General features: G+C 40.3%; 25 protein-coding genes. 22 read left to right on the forward strand and 3 right to left on the reverse strand.

All coding sequences use genetic code 11. The features are described from left to right. The first annotated feature begins 33 nt into the window (after positions 1-33). From MKZ14_RS08830 to MKZ14_RS08920, 19 genes are all read left to right on the forward strand, one after another. On the forward strand, positions 34-1,053 hold the full coding sequence (locus MKZ14_RS08830; protein WP_339280817.1) for a phosphotransferase: 1,020 nt from the start codon (positions 34-36) through the stop codon (positions 1,051-1,053). A gap of 25 nt (positions 1,054-1,078) precedes the next feature. Next, complete coding sequence (eat, locus tag MKZ14_RS08835; RefSeq protein ID WP_036081296.1) at positions 1,079-2,488, forward strand: ethanolamine permease; 1,410 nt, start codon at positions 1,079-1,081, stop codon at positions 2,486-2,488. Between the two features lie 20 nt (positions 2,489-2,508). Next, the gene (locus MKZ14_RS08840; protein ID WP_339280818.1) at positions 2,509-3,252 is read left to right on the forward strand and encodes an HAD-IA family hydrolase; all 744 of its coding nucleotides are present in this window, start codon (positions 2,509-2,511) and stop codon (positions 3,250-3,252) included. Between the two features lie 4 nt (positions 3,253-3,256). Then, positions 3,257-3,547, forward strand: coding sequence for a hypothetical protein (locus MKZ14_RS08845; protein WP_258859287.1), 291 nt, complete (start codon positions 3,257-3,259; stop codon positions 3,545-3,547). Between the two features lie 15 nt (positions 3,548-3,562). After that, positions 3,563-5,044 (forward strand): aldehyde dehydrogenase family protein, encoded by a 1,482-nt coding sequence (locus MKZ14_RS08850; RefSeq protein WP_339280819.1) that lies wholly within the window; start codon positions 3,563-3,565, stop codon positions 5,042-5,044. A gap of 14 nt (positions 5,045-5,058) precedes the next feature. Next, complete coding sequence (locus tag MKZ14_RS08855) at positions 5,059-5,340, forward strand: BMC domain-containing protein (protein ID WP_004229005.1); 282 nt, start codon at positions 5,059-5,061, stop codon at positions 5,338-5,340. A 16-nt stretch (positions 5,341-5,356) separates the two neighbouring features. Continuing rightward, positions 5,357-5,971, forward strand: coding sequence for a phosphate propanoyltransferase (gene pduL, locus MKZ14_RS08860; RefSeq protein ID WP_339280820.1), 615 nt, complete (start codon positions 5,357-5,359; stop codon positions 5,969-5,971). A 5-nt stretch (positions 5,972-5,976) separates the two neighbouring features. Next, complete coding sequence (locus tag MKZ14_RS08865; RefSeq protein ID WP_339280821.1) at positions 5,977-6,597, forward strand: hypothetical protein; 621 nt, start codon at positions 5,977-5,979, stop codon at positions 6,595-6,597. A gap of 15 nt (positions 6,598-6,612) precedes the next feature. After that, positions 6,613-6,903 carry a BMC domain-containing protein gene (locus MKZ14_RS08870; RefSeq protein WP_339280822.1) on the forward strand — a complete coding sequence of 97 codons (291 nt, stop codon included), beginning with the start codon at positions 6,613-6,615 and terminating at the stop codon, positions 6,901-6,903. Between the two features lie 30 nt (positions 6,904-6,933). Continuing rightward, positions 6,934-7,704, forward strand: a complete 771-nt coding sequence (gene fabG / locus MKZ14_RS08875) for a 3-oxoacyl-ACP reductase FabG (protein ID WP_036081287.1) — start codon at positions 6,934-6,936, stop codon at positions 7,702-7,704. An 18-nt stretch (positions 7,705-7,722) separates the two neighbouring features. Next, the gene (locus MKZ14_RS08880) at positions 7,723-7,998 is read left to right on the forward strand and encodes a BMC domain-containing protein (RefSeq protein WP_326141473.1); all 276 of its coding nucleotides are present in this window, start codon (positions 7,723-7,725) and stop codon (positions 7,996-7,998) included. 16 nt (positions 7,999-8,014) lie between these two features. Then, positions 8,015-8,857 (forward strand): phosphate propanoyltransferase, encoded by an 843-nt coding sequence (locus MKZ14_RS08885; protein WP_339280823.1) that lies wholly within the window; start codon positions 8,015-8,017, stop codon positions 8,855-8,857. 6 nt (positions 8,858-8,863) lie between these two features. After that, positions 8,864-9,133 carry a EutN/CcmL family microcompartment protein gene (locus tag MKZ14_RS08890; RefSeq protein WP_036081281.1) on the forward strand — a complete coding sequence of 90 codons (270 nt, stop codon included), beginning with the start codon at positions 8,864-8,866 and terminating at the stop codon, positions 9,131-9,133. After that, positions 9,123-9,515 (forward strand): BMC domain-containing protein, encoded by a 393-nt coding sequence (locus MKZ14_RS08895; RefSeq protein ID WP_339281012.1) that lies wholly within the window; start codon positions 9,123-9,125, stop codon positions 9,513-9,515. The genes MKZ14_RS08890 and MKZ14_RS08895 overlap by 11 nt, the downstream gene beginning before the upstream one ends. 47 nt (positions 9,516-9,562) lie before the next feature. Next, positions 9,563-10,501: a malate dehydrogenase gene (gene mdh / locus MKZ14_RS08900; protein ID WP_036081278.1), complete on the forward strand. Its 939-nt coding sequence runs from the start codon at positions 9,563-9,565 to the stop codon at positions 10,499-10,501. A gap of 171 nt (positions 10,502-10,672) precedes the next feature. Then, entirely contained in the window at positions 10,673-11,206 is a 534-nt protein-coding gene (locus MKZ14_RS08905) for a cysteine hydrolase family protein (RefSeq protein ID WP_339280824.1), read from the forward strand. After that, on the forward strand, positions 11,196-11,741 hold the full coding sequence (locus MKZ14_RS08910) for a GNAT family N-acetyltransferase (protein ID WP_339280825.1): 546 nt from the start codon (positions 11,196-11,198) through the stop codon (positions 11,739-11,741). The genes MKZ14_RS08905 and MKZ14_RS08910 overlap by 11 nt, the downstream gene beginning before the upstream one ends. A 25-nt stretch (positions 11,742-11,766) precedes the next feature. Continuing rightward, the gene (locus tag MKZ14_RS08915) at positions 11,767-12,636 is read left to right on the forward strand and encodes a DMT family transporter (protein WP_333004520.1); all 870 of its coding nucleotides are present in this window, start codon (positions 11,767-11,769) and stop codon (positions 12,634-12,636) included. Positions 12,637-13,274: 638 nt separating this feature from the next. Continuing rightward, complete coding sequence (locus tag MKZ14_RS08920; RefSeq protein WP_333004522.1) at positions 13,275-13,697, forward strand: hypothetical protein; 423 nt, start codon at positions 13,275-13,277, stop codon at positions 13,695-13,697. A 36-nt stretch (positions 13,698-13,733) separates the two neighbouring features. On the opposite strand, the gene MKZ14_RS08925 is transcribed toward MKZ14_RS08920, so the two are convergent. Both MKZ14_RS08925 and MKZ14_RS08930 read right to left on the reverse strand, forming a co-directional pair. Next, the gene (locus tag MKZ14_RS08925) at positions 13,734-14,807 is read right to left on the reverse strand and encodes a hypothetical protein (RefSeq protein WP_333004524.1); all 1,074 of its coding nucleotides are present in this window, start codon (positions 14,805-14,807) and stop codon (positions 13,734-13,736) included. Beyond that, positions 14,800-15,354 carry a sigma-70 family RNA polymerase sigma factor gene (locus MKZ14_RS08930; RefSeq protein ID WP_333004526.1) on the reverse strand — a complete coding sequence of 185 codons (555 nt, stop codon included), beginning with the start codon at positions 15,352-15,354 and terminating at the stop codon, positions 14,800-14,802. Before MKZ14_RS08930 ends, MKZ14_RS08925 begins: the two co-directional genes overlap by 8 nt. 163 nt (positions 15,355-15,517) lie before the next feature. Here MKZ14_RS08930 and MKZ14_RS08935 point away from each other — a divergent pair, with 163 nt between their 5' ends. The 3 genes from MKZ14_RS08935 (at position 15,518) to MKZ14_RS08945 (ending at position 17,866) form a co-directional block, all read left to right on the forward strand. Continuing rightward, positions 15,518-16,075: a GNAT family protein gene (locus tag MKZ14_RS08935; RefSeq protein WP_016995133.1), complete on the forward strand. Its 558-nt coding sequence runs from the start codon at positions 15,518-15,520 to the stop codon at positions 16,073-16,075. A gap of 176 nt (positions 16,076-16,251) precedes the next feature. Beyond that, positions 16,252-16,851, forward strand: a complete 600-nt coding sequence (locus MKZ14_RS08940) for a hypothetical protein (protein WP_333004530.1) — start codon at positions 16,252-16,254, stop codon at positions 16,849-16,851. A 31-nt stretch (positions 16,852-16,882) separates the two neighbouring features. Beyond that, a complete protein-coding gene (locus MKZ14_RS08945) occupies positions 16,883-17,866 on the forward strand; it encodes a hypothetical protein (protein ID WP_333004533.1) in 984 nt (327 codons plus the stop codon). Between the two features lie 153 nt (positions 17,867-18,019). Here the strand turns inward: MKZ14_RS08945 and fumC are convergent, their stop codons facing one another. Beyond that, positions 18,020-19,411, reverse strand: coding sequence for a class II fumarate hydratase (gene fumC, locus MKZ14_RS08950; protein ID WP_333004535.1), 1,392 nt, complete (start codon positions 19,409-19,411; stop codon positions 18,020-18,022). Positions 19,412-19,562 lie beyond the last annotated feature (151 nt).

Raw genomic sequence — 19,562 nt, forward strand, 5'->3', positions numbered from 1 at the left:
GCTTGTCAATTTAGTAAACAGGGGGTTTTCTAGATGGGTCAAATGGATTTCATAGATTTAGAATTGGTCCTTTCCAACTTTCATCAGGCAGCAAATGATGCGTTAAAGGAGTTTAGTTGTTTACTAGAAGCATCGTGTAAAATGATTGATTATTCCGAAAATGCGACGTATCTCGTAGAAGATGGGCAGGGCAAAAAATATATTCTGAGGATTAGCCGTCCAAATTACCATAAAAAAGAGGAAATCGAAGCGGAGATTGCCTGGTTAAACTCGCTCCATGAGCAATCTCCTATTGATGTATCATTACCGATGCGAGCAGATGACGGTGACTACGTACATGCTCATTCGTATAATGACACGATCTATTATAGCACATTATTTACATTTTTGGAGGGCACTGCTCCTGATGAGAATAATGAAGATGACTTAATTCAGCAATTTGAAACATTAGGCGAAATTACAGCCATGTTCCATCAATATACAATCGAGCAGCATGATTATTACCAAGCCTTTCAGCGCATGACATGGGACTATGACACGATTCTAGGTCAATCTCCTAAATGGGCGAGATGGCAGGATGGACTTGGAATGACCCCTGCACGAATCGCTTTATATGAGGAAGCATCACATATCATTCAAAAGAAGCTTGAGGCATTTGGAAAAGATAAAACACGATTTGGCCTTATCCATGCGGATCTACGCTTAGCTAATTTACTCATCGATGGTGATGAAATTAAAGTGATTGATTTTGATGATTGTGGTTTTGGGTGGTTTTTATATGATTTAGCCACATCAGTGAGCTTTATTGAGCATATGTCGTATCTTGAGGAATTGATCGCTTCATGGGTTAAGGGCTATAGCAAAATTCGATTATTAACAGACGAAGAAAAAGAGATGATCCCAACTTTTATATTAATGAGAAGACTACAGCTTATTTCATGGATTGGTAGTCGTGATAATGATACCACGCGCTTACTTGGTGAAAATTACACCCTTCAAAGTGATGCATTAGTGAAAGCCTATGTAGAAAAGTATCAAGACCGTAACAACTAAATAACGATAAAAGGTGGCGAATAACATGTCTTCGAAAAAGGATGAAATCATCGTATTAAAGAAAGCCCTTACACCCATCCATTTATGGACAATTGGCGTCGGCATTGTGATTTCTGGTAACTACTTTGGCTGGAATTTTGGTTTAAGTCAATCTGGTTTTTTAGGAATGCTCATTGCCACATTATTTATGGCGATTATGTATTTAACGATGACCTTAGGTATTTCTGAATTATCGACGATGTTACCTTATGCAGGAGGCCCTTATTCCTTTGCTCGTCGGGCGATGGGTCGTTATATCGGTTTTATTACAGGAGTTGGTGTCGTGCTGCAATATGTCATTGCCGCACCAATTATTGCAATCGGTATTGGGGGCTATATCAGCTTTTTGTTTCCAGCCGTACCGACAGTGGTGGCAGCTGCCTTTATGTATGCGCTGTTCATGGGGGTTCATATTATTGGCATTAAAGAATATGCCACGATCGAAATGGTGCTTGTTTTTATCGCTTTAGGCTTACTAGTCTTAATGTATTTCGTTGGTTTACCGCAAATTAATGTGGGCCATTTATTCCCTGAGAATGGCGATCTTATACCAGGTGGATTTAAAGGGATTTGGTCAGCATTGCCCTATGCGATGTGGCTATTCCTAGCAATCGAGATGTTGCCTATGTTATCAGAGGAGACGAGAGATGTGCAGAAGGACATGCCAAAGGGGTTAATTTCAGGTATGGTGACCTTGCTGATTTTATCCATTTTGACAACAACTGTTGCCATCGGGCTAGCGGGAATCGATGTCATGACGGTTGCTGAAGATCCGCTGCCAGCAGCGATTGCCGCTGTTTTTGGAAATACGTATTGGTTGGCGCAGATCTTAGCATCTGTAGGCTTAGTAGGACTAATCGCAAGCTTTTCTGGTGTGATTTTGGCTTACTCTCGTCAGGTCTATGCTTTATCACGTGCAGGCTATTTGCCAAGCATATTATCGAAGATGCATAAAAAGCGTCAGACACCCTATATGGCCATTATTTTGCCAGGCTTTATCGGGCTAGTGTTAGTCATTTTATTTAATCCAGATGATTTAATTTTAATTTCAACATTTGGGGCACTAGTATCCTATATTACGATGAATTTATCGGTGCTGATTTTGCGTAAAAAAGAACCTCATTTAGTGCGTACCTTTAAGACACCACTGTATCCATTTACGCCTATTGTCTCACTTGTGCTAGCCGTCATTGCTATCTTTGCGAGCTTCTTTGCGAATTTGACTTTTTTCATCGTTTGTTTGGCTGTTTTTGCTGTGGCAACGATCTATTATTGGGTGTGGGCAAGACACCATATTAACGAGGATGCACCAGAGGAACGCTTTGCGAAGGATGCTGCTACGGTGCAGGTAGAGGTGCAAGCACCAGTATCGCCAATAGAGGCTATACGAGAATAAATAAAGGGATGGGTTTTCCTATGACAAAAGTGGAATGGGTCATTTTTGATAAGGATGGAACAATCATTGAAATGGATTCTTTATGGATTGCCTGGGCCAAAAATTTATATGCTAATTTAACTGAAAATTCAGACTTAGGAATCTGTTTTTCCTTACAAACTTTTTTAAAAAACATAGGGGTTAATGACAATGGAACAACGATTGACCCAACGAGTCCTCTAGCCATTGGAAGTATACAAGAAGCTGAGACGATCGTGGCATTTTTACTCTATCAGCAGGGAATCCCCTGGAGCAAAGGGGTAACACTTGCGAGAGCAGCTTCCAACTTGGCCACATCACAGCAGGAAAATAGCAAGGTACAGGCATTACCAGGTATTCGTAATCTCTTAATCACCTTAAAAAATAAAGGGATGAAATTAGGAGTGATTACAGCTGATCAAACGGCACGAGCCAAATCACATTTACAACAGCTAGAGTTATTAGCTTTGTTTGAATTCGTTCTAGGAAGTGACCAAGCTACATCCAGTAAGCCCTTTCCAGACTTAGCATATGTGGCAAAGGAACAATTTCAAGTATCACTTGAGAAAGCCGTGATGATTGGCGATTCGAATGCAGATATGCTCTTTGCTAAAAATGCTGGCATGTGCTTTTCAATTGGCATCATTCCTAAAGCCACATACCCGAAGGATTATTTACCTGATGCAACCACAATTATTGAAGCGTATGACGAATCTGTTCTTACCATGCTAATTGAAAGGGAGTGAGCATATGGACAATCAGCTAATTGCCAAGATTACAGAATTGGTATTGGAAAAACTAACGCAAGTCTCTCAGCCTGAACAAGCTTCTAAAACGTTATCAAACGAAGAGTTACAGGAATGGCAATCATTTCGATTAATAAAAGAAAATCATCATCAGATGCAGCAATCAACTGCCCCTGCTTATGAGGCATTATCTACGCATGAATTACAGCATTGGCAAAGCCTGCACCAGCAATCATCAGGCACTGCCTCTGTAGCCAATGCGACCGACTTAATTGCGTTAAAAAAATTTACATGACGGGAGGTTCGTCATATGGTGAGAGACCAAGATTTGGTTTCGATACAAGAGGCAAGGGACGGAATAGCAGCCGCTTCGATTGCGCAAAAGAGGTATGCCAGCTTTACGCAAGAGCAGGTCGATCGAATTGTTGAGGCCATTGCCCAAGCTGCGTATAAACAGGCAGAAAACCTTGCCGTTTTAGCCGTTACAGAAACAAAGATGGGGATTATTGAACATAAAAAAATAAAAAATGAGTTGGCTTCCCAAGGTGTTTATGAAGCCATTCGCCATGAGAAGACAATTGGCATTATACATGAGGATAGGGTAGCAAAACAGGTGGAAATCGCTTATCCATTTGGTGTCATTGCGGCAGTTACACCTGTCACGAACCCGACTGCAACAGCCATTTTTAAAACGTTAATTGCCTTAAAGGCGCAAAATGCCATTGTTTTTAGTCCTCATCCAACAGCAGTCAACTGCACCATTGAGGCATTGAAAATTTGTCAGCAGGCAGCCGTTCATGCAGGAGCACCAGAGGGACTTATTCAATGGATTAGCCATCCAACGATAAAAGGTACAGAGGAACTAATGCATCATCGCGATGTACAGCTCATTTTAGCAACTGGTGGAGCAGGGCTTGTCAAAGCTGCCTATAGCTCAGGGAAACCAGCCTATGGCGTTGGCCCTGGGAATGTTCCTGTCTATATTGATCGCACAGCAAATGTGAACGAGGCGATAAAGCAAATTATCGATAGTAAATCATTTGATAATAGTACGATCTGTGCCACAGAACAAGCTATTGTCGTGCATCAGGAGGTAAAAACACAGGTGATGGCAGCTTTAGCAGAAAATGGAGCTATCCTTCTAAGTGGGCAGGACAAGGAAAAATTAGCAAAGGTGATTTCACCAGTAGCTCGTACATTAAATAGCCACATTGTCGGGAAGCCAGCAACCGTAATTGCCCAAATGGCCAATATCGATGTCCCTCGACATACACGCGTATTAGTGGCGGAGGAACATGAGATTGGGAAGGAGTATCCATTTTCCATGGAAAAGCTTTCTCCCATCCTAGGTCTTTATACGGCTCGTTCGCAGGAAGAAGCCGTAGAGATTTGCCGTTGCTTGCTTGATGTTGGAGGGAGAGGACATAGTCTGGCTATTCATGCACAGGACGAACATTTTGTTAAGGAGTTTGCCGCTCAAATGCCCGTGTCCAGAATATTAGTCAATACTTTAGCTTCTGTTGGGGCTGCGGGCGGTACGACAAGTTTAACGCCTTCCTTTACATTGGGCTGTGGGGCATATGGGGGAAATATTACGAGTGATAATATTTCTGCACATCATTTATTAAATAAAAAAAGAGTGGCCTATGGTGTGAAGGCACTAACAATCCCACCCCCACGACATCCACAAAATATACAGGCTCCATCAATGCAAGCAATTGAAGGGGTGGCTATTGACAGCTTAACGATTGAAAAGATTGTAGAGGAAGTACTCACAAAGCTAAGTAATTAGAGGAGGAAAAGGAAATGAGCGTAGAGATAAATGGAGCTTTAGGCATGATTGAAACAAGAGGCTTAATCGGATCAATTGAGGCGGCAGATGCCATGGTGAAGGCAGCAAACGTCAATATTGTAGGGAAAGTACATGTTGGTGGCGGCATTGTGACGGTGCTGGTGACAGGTGATGTCGGGGCAGTCAAGGCAGCGACGGATGCAGGCTCTGAGGCCGCACGTCGAGTAGGTGAGCTATTATCGGTACATGTTATTCCACGCCCTCATTCGGAATTATACGCAATTTTACCAAAGTAAAAAGTGAGGGATTGTGATGACAAACAATCAAATACATGCCACAGAAGCCACCAATCAAAGTATCCCGATTGCGATTTCTGCCCGTCATTGTCATGTTAATGAGGAGGATTTCTATTATTTATTTGGTAGAGACGCAGCGTTACAGAAATGGAAGGAGCTTTCCCAGCCAGGTCAATTTGCCTCACAGCATGTTCTAACGATAAGGGGACCCAAAGGCCAAATTGACAAGGTTCGGGTTTTAGGCCCATTTCGCACTGCAACTCAAATTGAAATCAGTCAAACGGATGCCATCAAGCTTGGCGTAACACCACCGATTCGTATGTCAGGCGACTTAGAAAAATCTGAATCGATCACATTGATTGGGCCACATGGAACTCGCCATAAAAAGCAAGGATTGATTATTGCACAAGCACATATCCACATGGCTGTAACCGATGCTGCTGTGTTCAATGTCCAAGATAAGGAAATCGTGACGGTTGAAATCTGTGGGGATGGACGTCAGCTACGGTTAATGAATGTGGCCATACGCGTCTCCCCAGCATTCGTTCTTGAGATGCATGTAGATACAGATGAAGCGAATGCCGCCGCTCTTCAACAGCATTCAATTGGCAAGCTTATCAAAATGGAGTGACACGTATGGATATAAAAGAATTACAGAGAATCATCGAAGAAGTAGTCACATCGATGATGGATACGAAGCATAAAAGAGTTTTGCTTGTCCATTCGCATACGGCCATTTCTAAGAAACAGGTGGACGTATTACAAAGCTATTGCCATGTCGAGGAGTGGCAGGCAAATGATACCACCAGTCACACTCAGCTATTCTACGATGCTATTGTTTTTCTCGAAGTGGATCAAGCATTTATCGTCAGCAGTGCCCAAGGCTTGCCTACTACACCGGCAGCCTTGTACCTGTCTGAATTGCTGGTTAGCAATCAAACAGCAATTTTAATTCCTAATGAAAAATTATCTGCTGTTGTCACAGCAAAGGAACCAAATCCTTACATGAAAATGTTGCTGCATCATATAGAGCGCTTAAAGGAGTTTGGCTGTGACATTCAGTTATTTGCACAGCTTATTCGATTTATAAAGCAGCAACAGGAACCTACTCATTCGGGTATAGTGGCAAACTATGTAACAGCAGAGATGCTTCAATCGTACAAGGGACAACAGCTGACACTGCCTGCCCATACAAAACTTACACCACTAGCACAAGAAATGGTTCAGGAAAAAGGGATGACGATACAAAGATATTAGCAGGAGTGTTGTTACATGATGAAATCGATTGGTATTGTGGAGACAAGAGGACTTGCGATTTCAATACAGATCGCAGATGCTATGCTCAAAGCAGCGGATATTCGAATACTTCGACAAGAAACCATCGATTTGGCTCTCGTAACCATTGCCATTGAAGGGGACACAGCGGCCATTCAGGAAGCGATAGCTATTGGCATACAACTAGCTAAAGCAGCCAACCAATGGATTGCCTCTTCGACTATTTTACGGCCAGATTTTGCGGTGAATGAATTAGTAACAGAAATTGCGAAAAAGCCAAGTACTTAAAATGAATAAAAGGAAAGGTGGAGGAACGAGTTGAAGGTCGATTTAACGGGGAAGGTTGTCATAGTTACTGGTGGTAGTAAGGGAATTGGCAAGGGGATTGCTACCGTATTTGCGGAACAGGGCGCACATGTGGTGATTGCGGCAAGAGGTATGGAAGCTGCCACAGATTTAGCAAATCAATTACAAGCGCAAGGCTTCTCAGCTTCTGCTGCCACTGTTGATGTTGAAAACTATGAATCTGTTGAGCACATGGCTACGGAGGTTGCTAGCTCTTTTGGTTCCATCGATATTTTATGTGCCAATGCTGGTATTTTTCCCTCTATGAAACTAGAGGACATGACCACTGACCATTGGGATCAGGTATTAAATGTCAATGCCAGAGGAACAATGTTTGCTGTCAAAGCTTGCGTGCCCCATTTAAAGAAAGCGAATGCTGGCAGGGTCATTATTACCTCGTCGATCACGGGTCCAGTGACTGGCTATGCTGGATGGACGCATTATGCCGCAAGTAAGGCAGCTCAATTAGGATTTATGCGAACTGCGGCTCTTGAATTAGCACCCTATCATATTACGGTCAATGCTGTGTTGCCAGGAAATATTGCAACAGAAGGCTTAGATGGGCTTGGTGAAACCTATCTACAGAAGATGGCGAAGGCGATTCCTTTTGGCAGCCTTGGTCGTGTGGAGGATATAGCGTATGCTGCATTGTTCCTTAGTAGCAAGGAGGCAGGCTTTATTACGGGTCAATCGATCATTATTGATGGTGGCCAAACATTACCTGAAGATGCAGAGGCATTTTAAGAGAAGGAGGGATACAAGATGAATTTAGGCGCATTAGGAATGATTGAAACAAAGGGCTTAGTGGGCTCTATTGAAGCGGCCGATGCGATGGTCAAGGCTGCCAATGTCAATATTGTTGGTAAAGTCCATGTGGGTGGCGGTATTGTCACTGTACTTGTTCGTGGAGATGTCGGAGCTGTGAAAGCTGCAACAGATGCAGGGGCAGCAGCTGCACAACGTGTTGGAGAGCTATTATCTGTACATGTGATTCCGCGACCACATGCTGAATTGGAAGCGATTCTAAAAGTGCAATAATGAATGAGGTGGCTATATGAATGAACAAGCGGTAATGCAAATGGTCAATGATGTCATAGCCGAATTAGTACCTAAAAAACAAGCAGCTCCTACACTTAATGAAATCCCTATAGGTATCTCTGCAAGGCATATTCATTTACAACAAGAGCATGTCGAGCAGCTGTTTGGCAAGGGTGCTTCACTAAGTGTAAAAAAAATGTTAGCTCAACCCGGTCAGTTTGCAGCACATGAAACGCTACAGGTGGTGGGACCAAAAGGAAGCATCCAAAATGTACGTGTATTAGGTCCAGCTCGCAACTTTACACAAATTGAAATTAGTTATACAGATGCCATTGCCCTCGGAATTCAACCACCTTTGCGTGAATCGGGAGAAATTGCTGGCTCAGCTAACTGTATACTGGTAGGACCCAGGGGAAGTTTGATTTTACAAGAGGGCGTCATTATAGCACAAGCACATATTCATATGGCACCTGCTGATGCACAGCGGTTAGGGGTTCAAAACGGTCAATACGTCTCCGTTAGGGTGCAAGGTCGACGTCCTATTACCTTTGAGCAAGTGAAAATTCGTGTGGCTGATCACTATCAATTAGAAATGCATATTGATACAGATGAAGCAAACGCAGGCTTCATCCAACAGGGCGAAACAGGTACAATTATAGCAGGCAAGATGGCAGGAGAGCCGTTCAATAACATCGACAGTCCTCCAATTGAAATTAACCACAGGTTTATAACGGCAAATGATGTAAGCCGTTATCAAGGTGAGACAGTGATAGTTCCTAAAGAGGCAAGGTTGACGGCACTGGCGAAGGAGGCCGTGGAAAAATTAGAAATTGACCTTCAGTTTCACGAAAAAGGATGAGGATGTATGCGGATAGGAACAGTGGTCGGAAATATCTGGGCAACACGTAAAGAGGAAGGGCTACAGGGATTGAAATTACTCATTATCCAGCCAATAAAGCTGGATGGTCAACTGAGTGATGAACAAATTGTTGCTGCAGATCGTATAGGTGCAGGTGTTGGGGATAACGTCATTTTAACAATGGGCAGTGCTGCCGTACGAAGTTTTTCTACGACCAGTATTTGTCCAATTGATGCCATTGTTGTTGGCATTATTGATGGCAAAGATGAATCGTGAGGTGAGCACAGTGACAGAAGCGATAGGAATGATCGAAACGTATGGCTTGATTGGCTCCATTGAGGCGGCGGACGCCATGCTAAAAGCAGCCAATGTCCAATTAGTGAAACAGGAGCTAGTAGACGGTGGTATCGTAACCATTATTGTTGAGGGAGATGTTGGGGCAGTACAGGCTGCGGTTGATGCTGGCAAAGCGGCAGCAATGCGAACGAGCAAGCTACTAAGCACACATGTAATACCACGAGCAGCCAATGAAGTATTCACAGCGATTATTGATGAAACACAGCCGACAAAAGCGAAGGAGGCAGCAGCCAAAAAAACAAGCACTCGCCAGAAGCCTCAACAAACAAAGCTTGTAGAGGATGAGCAGGCAGATAAGTAGTCGTGGATCTTTAGCAATGAATCTATGTCGTTAGGAGGGGGAGGCAGATGAGCTTTAGGCGACCGAAAATCGTTATCATTGGCGCTGGACATACAGGTGCAACCGTCGCGTTAATGGTCGCACAGAAACAGATCGGGGATATTGTGCTAATCGATTTACCAGACTTCGAAAGTGCTGCGAAAGGGAAGGCATTAGATATTCTCCAAGCGGGACCAATAGAAAGATTTAACGTACAGGTGACGGCTACTTCAAACTATCAGGAAATCGCTCATGCTGATATTGTGGTTATCACGGCAGGTATTGCAAGAAAGCCTGGCATGACACGACAGGATTTAATTCATACAAATGCGGCAATCGTCCGCACGGTAAGCGAACAGATCAAACGTTATGCACCAACTAGCTATGTTATCGTCTTAAGTAACCCTGTCGATGCCATGACCTATGTTTGTCTGGAAGCAACGGGTTTTCCAAAAAATCGCGTCATGGGACAATCAGGTGTGTTAGATACAGCGCGCTTTAATACCTTTATCGCACAGGCACTTCAGCTCGCTGTCGAGGATATATCAAGCTTCGTCTTGGGTGGACATGGCGATGAAATGGTGCCACTCGTTCGCTATACGTATGTCGGAGGAATACCATTAGAAAAATTAATGCCACAAGCACAGATTGAGCAACTAGTGGAGCGAACGCGAAAAGGCGGAGGCGAAATTGTCGCCCTACTTGGCAATGGCAGTGCTTACTATGCCCCAGCTGCCGCCATTGTCCAAATGATTGAAGCGATTGTGAAGGATCAACGGAAAGTAATGCCCATCATTACGTATTTACAGGGCGAATATCAAGTAAACAACGCATGTATCGGTGTCCCCGTTGTTTTAGGGGGAGATGGTATTGAAAGTGTAATTGAATTGCATTTAAACGAAGAGGAACAGCAAGCATTTAATCATTCGGTTCACCAAGTTTATCAAACATTAGCCTATATCAAATGATGCAAGCGCATGACACCATCTAATAGTGGCATGTATTAGATGGTACTGTACATAGTTGAGGCACCTTACGATGTTGTAAAGGTGCTTTTTGTTGTGCAAAATTTTCTTTTAATGGAAGATCGTTTTCTGTACAATTAAAAAAGTTACTACTGATGCTCAAAGGAGGATTCGATGAAACAAGCACTCATCATTATCGATATACAGGAGGCTTTCTTTCTAGATAGCCAGCAAAATCTTTGGAACAGTGAAGCTATTATCAAAAATATTAATGCCTCCATTACATGGGCACGACGCAACGAAGTACCCGTTATTTTTATTCAGCATACAGACGCAGATGATGTTGATTTTGCATTAGGTCAACCAGGCTGGGAACTGTATCATGGATTACTTAGACAGGCGGAGGATCAGGTGATTCAAAAAACAACGTGGGACGCTTTCTATCAAACGGAGCTGGCAGCTTATTTACAAGCGCATCACATCGACCAATTGCTTTTCGCTGGTGCTCAAACAGAGTTTTGTCTTGATACAACAATCCCTAGTGCTTTTAGTCATGGCTACCATCATAATATTTTAATAGAAGATGCACATAGCACCTTAGATAGTAATGTACTGGCAGCACCACAAATTATTCGACATCACGAATCCATTTGGCATAATCGTTTTGTGCGGATTCAGTCAATTGGAGGATTCCAACATGCTGATTGATCAGAAAGAGCTTCAGATAAAAGAGCTATCCTATACAATTCGCTGTGCTCGACGCGAAGATGCCCAAGCCTTATCAGATTTACGCTTGCAATTAGACGGTGAAACGGAAAACTTCGATCGTGAACAGGGGGAGGCATTCATAGATCGAGCAGGCTTTGAGCAGCTTATTCAACAGGATAGCGAAAGTCCAAAAAATTTATGTTTAGTAGCCGCTGTCGCTGATCGGGTCGTTGGATTTTCAAGATGTGAGGGCTCTCCACTCAAAAGGCTTGCTCATAAAGTAACCTTTGGTGTTGGTGTCAGTAAAGAGTTTTGGGGCTATGGCATAGGAAAAGCCTTGCTGCAAGAATCCATTGATTGGGCAGATGCCAATGGTGTTCGCAAAATAGCACTAGAAGTGTTAGAAACCAATGAGAAAGCGATACAGCTCTATAAAAAAATGGGCTTTTTAGTGGAAGGCATTCTGAAAAATGATAAATGCCTTGCAGATGGCTTGTTCTATCACACGATCATTATGGGAAGATGGCAGGAATAGCATCGTAGAAGGAATATAAAACAGCATGACAAATTTTATGTATATTTTTTGTTTAATTGTCTGGGGTCTTAATTTTATTGCAGTTAAGATTCAAGGAACGCCAGTCAGTTTAGAATTATCTTTAACCTATCGTTTAGTCATGACAGCCCTTTTATTTTTCATCCTTGCTTGGTTCTTGAAACCACAGGGTAAACCACAACAGGGCGACGTGCCTTTTATCATCGTTTTTGGCGTTTGTAATTTTGCATTCAGCTATTTAGCGCTGTATTATGCGACGATATGGAGCTCGGCTGCTATTGTCACATTAATTTTTTCATTAAAAGTCATATTAACACCTATCGCTCTACGGATATTTCTCAAGGAGCCATTGCCTCGTCGTGTTTTAATTGGCGGTATTTTAGGTGTCATCGGCGTGGGGGTGCTGATTTATCCATCTTTACATAATATCGAGTTAAAAGGAGTGTTAATTGCCTTCGTAGGGACTGTCCTGACAGCCATCGGGGATGCAAGCTCTGCCAGAAATGCCAAGCAGCAGATAAACCCCGTTTATGCGAATGCCATTGGCTTTACAGTGGGTAGTGCAGTCATGTGTGTCATTGTTTGGCTACAGGGGCAAACAGTCGTGATACCCAAATCCATTACCTTCCTATCGGCTCTCTTGTATTTAACGCTTATCGCCTCCTTTCTCGCATGGTTATTTTACTTAAAACTAGTCGAACGAATTGGTGGGGCAAAAAGTGGCTATATGGTTGCGTTATTCCCCGTGATTGGCGGTATCACTTCAGTTGTCATTGGCGAATCAACACTCAGTATTTATTTAATTCTAGGCTGTCTTTTTAGCTGTATTGGAGCTGCGATTGCCTTAGGCTTTAAAATTAAGCCTATTTTACGATGAACGAAAACCCCTTTCCCTTCATAAACTAGAGAAGAACGCTTGAAAAGGGTGAGGGACAAAATGTCATTCGTTCCATTGAATGCAATGGGTATCAGGAGAGAAAAAGATGAGGATCACTGGGACATTGATCGCTGGGAAAATGATGGTGGCAGAAGCTTAGAGGCGTAAGGGAGACAGAAATTTGTCTCCCTTTAAATATTTTTGAAACCTTTTGATCGAATGCTCGTATGATAAGTAGATAAGTTTTCATTGTTAGCTATAAAAAAAGGGAGAAATGATTTTTTTGAACCATTGAACAAAACGATTACTATTCATTATTTACGTGATTGTCATTGCGGATGCGTATTATACAACGCTCTATATTGAACCAAAAACACCGCCGCAACACCAAACCATCAAAGCAACAGCCATCACGGTAGACCAACTACGGTAGCAAGCCTCACAAAAGGAAGCGGACAACCCGTCGTTTGAAGCCTTTTTCCTTCAAGCAATTTCTTCAAAGCATGGCCCAGGAAATGGTGATGCAAGAAAATTTCGTAGAAGCACGAACGCAAAAGCGTGTCTATTTACACTATCAACAGCTACGTTGCTGACACCCTGTACATTTACAGGGTTTTTTTAATAGGAGGAGTAAAAACATGAGTATGGCAACCTATATAGGCTTCAATTTTCCAGTTAAAATACAGGATGACTATACAGAAAATGAAGTTGACATAAATTATTTTTTCTCAGTAAAAGAGAATCGCCAAATTGTACAGGCAAAGCATTTTACAACACCCTATGTATATGAAATCGAAACAAAGGGAGAGCCCATTTGGCAAATGCATAACGAAAATAAAATGTATTCCCCCCATAACTATGAAAAAGCCAAAAGAACTTTTCACCATGTATGTGACTTTCTAAAAAAATTCCTTCCCAAAGGAGATTATTGCGAAATCTACATTTGCTGGATAGGAGGAGAAGGAGAGGAACATGAGAAAAAACTGGCACTTTTGTTAGATCAACTTTCAGTAGAAGAGGTAGATATAGTTGAGAAATGTTTGCTGATGTTAAGAAACTAATACCTTCATTAAAGTAAAAGATTGAAGCAATAAGCCTCAATCTTTTTTCTGTTTGCTAGGAAGCTGATAACCCTCTAAGTCTGGAATGAATTCTTGAGGGTCAATCGATATATTCACTTCAAGCTTTTCTGGATGAACATAACTTGTCAGCTCACCATGTTGGTCATATGTTTCACTTTTAATGAGAATGCCAGTATCTTTATCCACCCAAAAACGAAACGCTTCTGTCGTCCCTTTTAACTTTTCATTATTTGTCACCGCTTCATCCATTTTCCCAGCTAATACGATTGTATTATGACCTAACAACGCTTCATTTTGTTTTTCAATCTCCCAATGCCCCATATTTCTTAAATAACTAGCAGCTTTCTCATAAGCGAACAACGACATACTTGAACTTCCAAATGAAGGTCTTTCTCTCAATTTATTATATGAAATAGGCGGATATTTCAAGTCAATACTAAAAGCTTGCTCAGGAGTAACTATGTCTCGTTTTGATTTCTGTTTCGTTTCACTAACTGTATAAACTTTTTGTCCATTAAGTGCTGTATATTTTAACCAGCTCTTTCTGTTGTTATAAAAGTACTCCTGTGTATCGTTCTTGATTCCCGTCGTGTTATCATCTAAAGCGATTATCTTTTCATAGCCTCCAACTTCTTTTTTTGTACTTACTTTATAAGTAACACCCAATGTTCTAGTGGAACCGTCTTGAGAAATTCTATGTTCTTCAAATTTTCCAGCTGCTGAGTGAAAATAATCGATCGAATTTAATAATTTACTCACGACATCCTCTTTCGTCATATCCTCATAAAATTCTTCTTGGATCGGGGGATGATAAAGAGTAGTTTCCATTGTAGGTTCTTGTGAACGGTCTCCCTTAGCAACTGGTTGTTCTGTCAGCTCCGTGACCATAAAATAGCTAGCCCCTATAAGAAAAAAAACAATGACAGCTATAGGTAACAAATGATTGAAAATGGATTGAAATTGGGGCTGCTTCTTGTGACCTTTTCGAAGCCTCTGCCTTACTTTTTCTTTCTGTTTCTCATTAAAATGAATGTCCTTGAATGCCGTGTCATCCAATGCCTTGCCTATATTTTTAAACATATCATTCATTCATCTTGCACCCCTCCATTGATTTTTTGAGCAAAAGGCGAGCCCTATGAAGTCGAGACTTAATGGTTTGTAAACGCAAATCTAACAAATCAGCTATTTGGTTATAGGGCAGCTCTTCATAATAATATAAAATAATGAGTTCTCGGTAACGTATTGGTAGAGCAAGAATCTTTTCAGAAAGCAATCGTTTTTCCTCCTGTCCGACTAATTCCAACTCAGGGGATTCAATTGTACTCTTAATTTTTGAGAAAAATTCTGTCAGCACAATATTTCGATAAGACCAGCTTTTTAATCTATCTTTACATAGATTGACAGTAATTCGATATAACCATGTTTTATAGGAAGATTCATTCCTGAAATTATCTAAATGCTCATAGCACTTTATAAATACTTCTTGCGCAATATCTTCCGAAAGCTGCTTGTGCTTCATATACGTAAAGGCAAGACGTGCTATGTCATCTCCATATGCCTTCATCAACCATTCAAGCCTCTCCTCCTTACTACATTCACTGCTAACTTCTATTGATGATCTCGCATGTTCAAGCATCCTCCACACCCTTTCAATTATTAGACGGAGTTGGTGCTATTTGGTTGTAATCAATTTACTATAATAACAATGGATTTGTAATAGCAGTAAAAGAGAGTATGAGAGATTCTTGTGTTATGATTCAATAGTAAAATGCTAATAAATGGTGAAAAAGGGGAGTAGTATGCATACACAATTCGAATTTACTGTTTTTCCTCAATTGGAAACAGATCGCTTTATTTTACGAAAAGGAAAAATGGATGACCGCCAAGATATTTTGAGACTTTATTCTAATGAAAATGTAGTGAAGTACCTGCCATTACCATTGTTTGCTTCAGTTGAAGATGCTATTGATGAAATCAATTGGTATGAGAAAATTTTCAAAGAACAAAAAGGCTTAAGATGGGTAATCGAAGAAATTCAGACCAACAAAGTGATTGGCACATGTGGCTATTTGAATTATGAAAAAGAGCATAATCGTATAGAAATTGGTTATGATTTAAACCCTGATTATTGGGGGAAGGGTGTGATGCAAGAGGCTTTAAACGCGATTATCCATTTTGCCTTTACATCCATGGGAATCAATAAAATCGAAGCAAAAATAGAACCAGAAAACACAGCATCTATCAAACTAGTAGAGAAATTAAATTTTTCTCAAGAGGGTCTTTTGAGGCAACATGAATTTGAAAAAGGGAAGTATGTAGATCTCGCTATCTTTTCCCTATTGAAAAGTGAATTTTAGGAGGTTAGGAAAGTCGCACTCATCATGAGGGTGGCTTTTTATTTTGCTATTACTGCGAGATACATAGAGAATCAGCCATGTTAAACGTAACTATTTAATGGAAAATATTATAAAAATTAACTAGTGTAAGGTATTATTATAATAAATGGCTAACCTTCTAAAGAGGAGTGAGAGAGATGAAGCTCGTAAATGTTGTATTGACAGGACTATTGATAAGTGGATTGTTAATAGGTTGTACCGAGGAAGAAGAAACGAAAGGGGAACAGGTAAAAACAGAAGAAACAACAATCAAACAAGTAGCAGCAGTAAACCCTTCGAAAATTTGGAATGATGTATCAACCCCTGAAGACTTCAATAACTATGAGATTGAACCAACGTTGGAAGCATGGATTGCCTATCATGCCCAAGATATTAACAAAACAACAGATGTTGACGAATATTATCTAAGGGCAGATCGTCTCACGAAGGAAATGCTATATTTTAGGGTTCAAGGGGAAGACCTTCAAAAGGATTTTGAAAATTTAAATGTACTGCAGATTTTGATGGGACATCTGGATTATGTGATATCGGTAGAAAAACAACAAGGTCTTGATACAGCTGAGTTCTATGGAGAATTAACTAAATGTTTCAAGTATTTTACTGAATTACTTCACGATCTCAACGTAATCATCAATAACGATGGCAAGGGTGAAACATATGGGCTCACACACCAATTAGACGGGAGCAAGGTGGACGAACTCGAAAAACTTCTTTATACAGAGGCCGGTAAGGAGTAAAAGTAAAATAGATTTATCAGGGGGGATATTTTTGAGTAATAAACAACTAATTCCTACAAATCAAGTTAAAGAAGAGTTTGAAGCTATTTTATTAGAACATGCTAGTATTGCGCATTGTGAGATTAATTTAAAAAACGGCACGATCAAAAATATACAACGATTAGACACCCGCTATGACGAGTTTGCTTTGGATATTATGAATAATGAATTTTGTTTTAGTCTAAAAGAAAAAAATAACATAAACTTTTATAGAATTAATCTTGAAACATTTAATCAAATACATGCTATCACATTAAATTTAAATAATTATTTTTCTTCTGAAGAAATTAAGGATGAAAGCTATTATTCCAAGTTAATTTATCTTAATCCTCAATATTTATTGTATTTTATTACGAAAAGAGAAATTAACTATGGACATCCCTTTTATCAATGTATTTTTTTAGTAAACACTTCAACAGGAGAGATAAAACGATTAAATCCATTACTTCCAAACGGAGATAATTTACTTAGATTAGATACTTCCAAAAACATCTATCTAAGCAATCATAATCACTTATTACTATTAAAAACCGGGAGAATAAGACCCTTTGAGAAACAAGCAATGTATAATGGAGTAGATATTGAAAATCCTTATCATGACCACCTAGAATCGATTTACTTAATGGAGATTTCATCTTTAATTAACCAACAAAATTTTAATAATGCGACATTACTATCTTTACTAAATTATTCAGGTGCTTCTGAAAACTTACGATATGAGAACAATGTTCTGTCATACGTAGTATCTGATTTTATTAACAATACTAAAGAGTTAATAAAACATGATTTGTTAGACGGGGATGTTTCAAAATTTCAAGATGACCAATTAATACGAGATTATTTAAATTATGATTTTGAAATATTACCAAACTACTATCATTATATCTCTAAATTATCTAAACAAGAAAAAAGTAATACATATAATTTGATTGACGATGAATTGTCGTTTAATTTAAAGCTGAATGAGATAAGCTGAGAGAATTTTAACTTGTTATAAGCATCTGTAATGGAGGATGGATTATTAGGAAGCTATTTGGCATGAATGCGATTTTTTGCTTTCTTAAAGATATTTCCCATAAACAAAAAAGATTGAAGCACATTAGCCTCAATCTTTTTATGGTCGCTTTCATTATTTTACGTTGGGATAAATCATTGTTGCTGGGTCTACATATTCATCGAACTGTTCTTCTGTAAGTAAGCCACTTGCGATGGCTGCTGCCTTTAAGGTCGTGCCTTCTTTGTGGGCCTGTTTTGCGATTTTTGCTGCGTTTTCATAGCCAATATATGGGTTTAACGCTGTTACAAGCATTAATGAATTTTGTAAATTATGATCGAGTACTTCTTTGTTTGGCTCAATGCCTACTGCACAATGGTCGTTAAATGATTTCATTGTATCCGCTAATAGGCGAGTTGATTGCAAGAAGTTGTAAATGATGACTGGTTTAAAGACGTTTAATTCAAAGTTACCTTGAGAAGCGGCGAAGGCAATCGTTGCGTCATTTCCAACTACTTGTGTGACAACCATTGTCATTGCTTCACTTTGAGTAGGGTTTACTTTACCTGGCATAATGGAAGAGCCTGGTTCGTTTTCTGGGATCGTAATTTCACCAATACCTGAACGAGGGCCACTTGCTAGCCAGCGAACGTCATTGGCAATTTTCATTAAATCAGCCGCTAAAGCCTTTAATGCACCGTGTGCTACAACTGCTTCATCATGACTTGTTAGGGCATGGAATTTATTTGTAGCTGATGTAAATTGTTTGCCTGTTAGCTCACTAATTTCCTCAGCCACACGATCACCAAATTCAGGGTGAGCATTGATTCCTGTACCGACCGCTGTTCCACCAATTGCAAGCTCCTTCATATAGTCAATATTTTGGATAATCATATGCTCTGATTTTGAGAGCATGGCTCCCCAGCCGCTAATTTCTTGACCTAATGTGAGAGGTGTCGCGTCCTGTAAATGCGTACGACCAATTTTAATAATGTCCTTAAATTGAGCTGCTTTATCTTCCAAAGTTGCCTTTAGTAAACGTAGTCTTGGTAATAAATAATCTTCCACTTTTAAAACAGCCGCAATATGCAATGCTGTTGGGAATGTATCATTTGAGCTTTGTGATTTATTGACATCATCATTTGGATGAATACGGTCCGCTTCACCAGCATCCTCTAATAGTTGATTCGCACGGTGAGCAATGACCTCATTCACATTCATATTGGATTGTGTACCACTACCAGTTTGCCAAACCACAAGAGGAAATTGATCGTCCCATTGACCATTTAAAATTTCATCTGCAGCCTGCACGATGGCATTTGCTTTAATATCAGAAAGTTTGCCTAGTTTATTATTCGCAATCGCCGCACTTTTCTTTAGGATTGTCATAGCTTGCACAAGCTCGATTGGCATTTGTTCTGTACCAATTTGGAAATTTTCTTTACTGCGCTGTGTTTGCGCGCCCCAAATTTTATTAGCAGGTACTTTAATTTCACCCATAGTGTCTTTTTCAATACGATAATCCATGTCAAAACAGCTCCTTTAGTATGTAAAATTTTCCTCATGTACAGATAAAAACGGATACTCTTAGTCTGATGTAAGAATATCCGTTTGATACATGCTTATTCAAAAAAGAGGGGGATTCTGAATGAAGCAATTTGGAGAAAGAAATAATCTA

Origin of the sequence: Lysinibacillus sp. FSL P2-0066 (genome assembly GCF_037969495.1) — a bacterium.
GTDB lineage: Bacteria > Bacillota > Bacilli > Bacillales_A > Planococcaceae > Lysinibacillus > Lysinibacillus boronitolerans.

Coding starts and splice junctions, on each gene's coding strand:
- MKZ14_RS08830 (WP_339280817.1), top strand. CDS start 34: ATGGGTCAAATGGATTTCATAGATTTAGAATTGGTCCTTTCCAACTTT.
- eat (WP_036081296.1), top strand. CDS start 1,079: ATGTCTTCGAAAAAGGATGAAATCATCGTATTAAAGAAAGCCCTTACA.
- MKZ14_RS08840 (WP_339280818.1), top strand. CDS start 2,509: ATGACAAAAGTGGAATGGGTCATTTTTGATAAGGATGGAACAATCATT.
- MKZ14_RS08845 (WP_258859287.1), top strand. CDS start 3,257: ATGGACAATCAGCTAATTGCCAAGATTACAGAATTGGTATTGGAAAAA.
- MKZ14_RS08850 (WP_339280819.1), top strand. CDS start 3,563: ATGGTGAGAGACCAAGATTTGGTTTCGATACAAGAGGCAAGGGACGGA.
- MKZ14_RS08855 (WP_004229005.1), top strand. CDS start 5,059: ATGAGCGTAGAGATAAATGGAGCTTTAGGCATGATTGAAACAAGAGGC.
- pduL (WP_339280820.1), top strand. CDS start 5,357: ATGACAAACAATCAAATACATGCCACAGAAGCCACCAATCAAAGTATC.
- MKZ14_RS08865 (WP_339280821.1), top strand. CDS start 5,977: ATGGATATAAAAGAATTACAGAGAATCATCGAAGAAGTAGTCACATCG.
- MKZ14_RS08870 (WP_339280822.1), top strand. CDS start 6,613: ATGATGAAATCGATTGGTATTGTGGAGACAAGAGGACTTGCGATTTCA.
- MKZ14_RS08880 (WP_326141473.1), top strand. CDS start 7,723: ATGAATTTAGGCGCATTAGGAATGATTGAAACAAAGGGCTTAGTGGGC.
- MKZ14_RS08885 (WP_339280823.1), top strand. CDS start 8,015: ATGAATGAACAAGCGGTAATGCAAATGGTCAATGATGTCATAGCCGAA.
- MKZ14_RS08890 (WP_036081281.1), top strand. CDS start 8,864: ATGCGGATAGGAACAGTGGTCGGAAATATCTGGGCAACACGTAAAGAG.
- MKZ14_RS08895 (WP_339281012.1), top strand. CDS start 9,123: ATGAATCGTGAGGTGAGCACAGTGACAGAAGCGATAGGAATGATCGAA.
- mdh (WP_036081278.1), top strand. CDS start 9,563: ATGAGCTTTAGGCGACCGAAAATCGTTATCATTGGCGCTGGACATACA.
- MKZ14_RS08905 (WP_339280824.1), top strand. CDS start 10,673: ATGAAACAAGCACTCATCATTATCGATATACAGGAGGCTTTCTTTCTA.
- MKZ14_RS08910 (WP_339280825.1), top strand. CDS start 11,196: ATGCTGATTGATCAGAAAGAGCTTCAGATAAAAGAGCTATCCTATACA.
- MKZ14_RS08915 (WP_333004520.1), top strand. CDS start 11,767: ATGACAAATTTTATGTATATTTTTTGTTTAATTGTCTGGGGTCTTAAT.
- MKZ14_RS08920 (WP_333004522.1), top strand. CDS start 13,275: ATGAGTATGGCAACCTATATAGGCTTCAATTTTCCAGTTAAAATACAG.
- MKZ14_RS08925 (WP_333004524.1), bottom strand. CDS start 14,807: ATGAATGATATGTTTAAAAATATAGGCAAGGCATTGGATGACACGGCA.
- MKZ14_RS08930 (WP_333004526.1), bottom strand. CDS start 15,354: ATGCTTGAACATGCGAGATCATCAATAGAAGTTAGCAGTGAATGTAGT.
- MKZ14_RS08935 (WP_016995133.1), top strand. CDS start 15,518: ATGCATACACAATTCGAATTTACTGTTTTTCCTCAATTGGAAACAGAT.
- MKZ14_RS08940 (WP_333004530.1), top strand. CDS start 16,252: ATGAAGCTCGTAAATGTTGTATTGACAGGACTATTGATAAGTGGATTG.
- fumC (WP_333004535.1), bottom strand. CDS start 19,411: ATGGATTATCGTATTGAAAAAGACACTATGGGTGAAATTAAAGTACCT.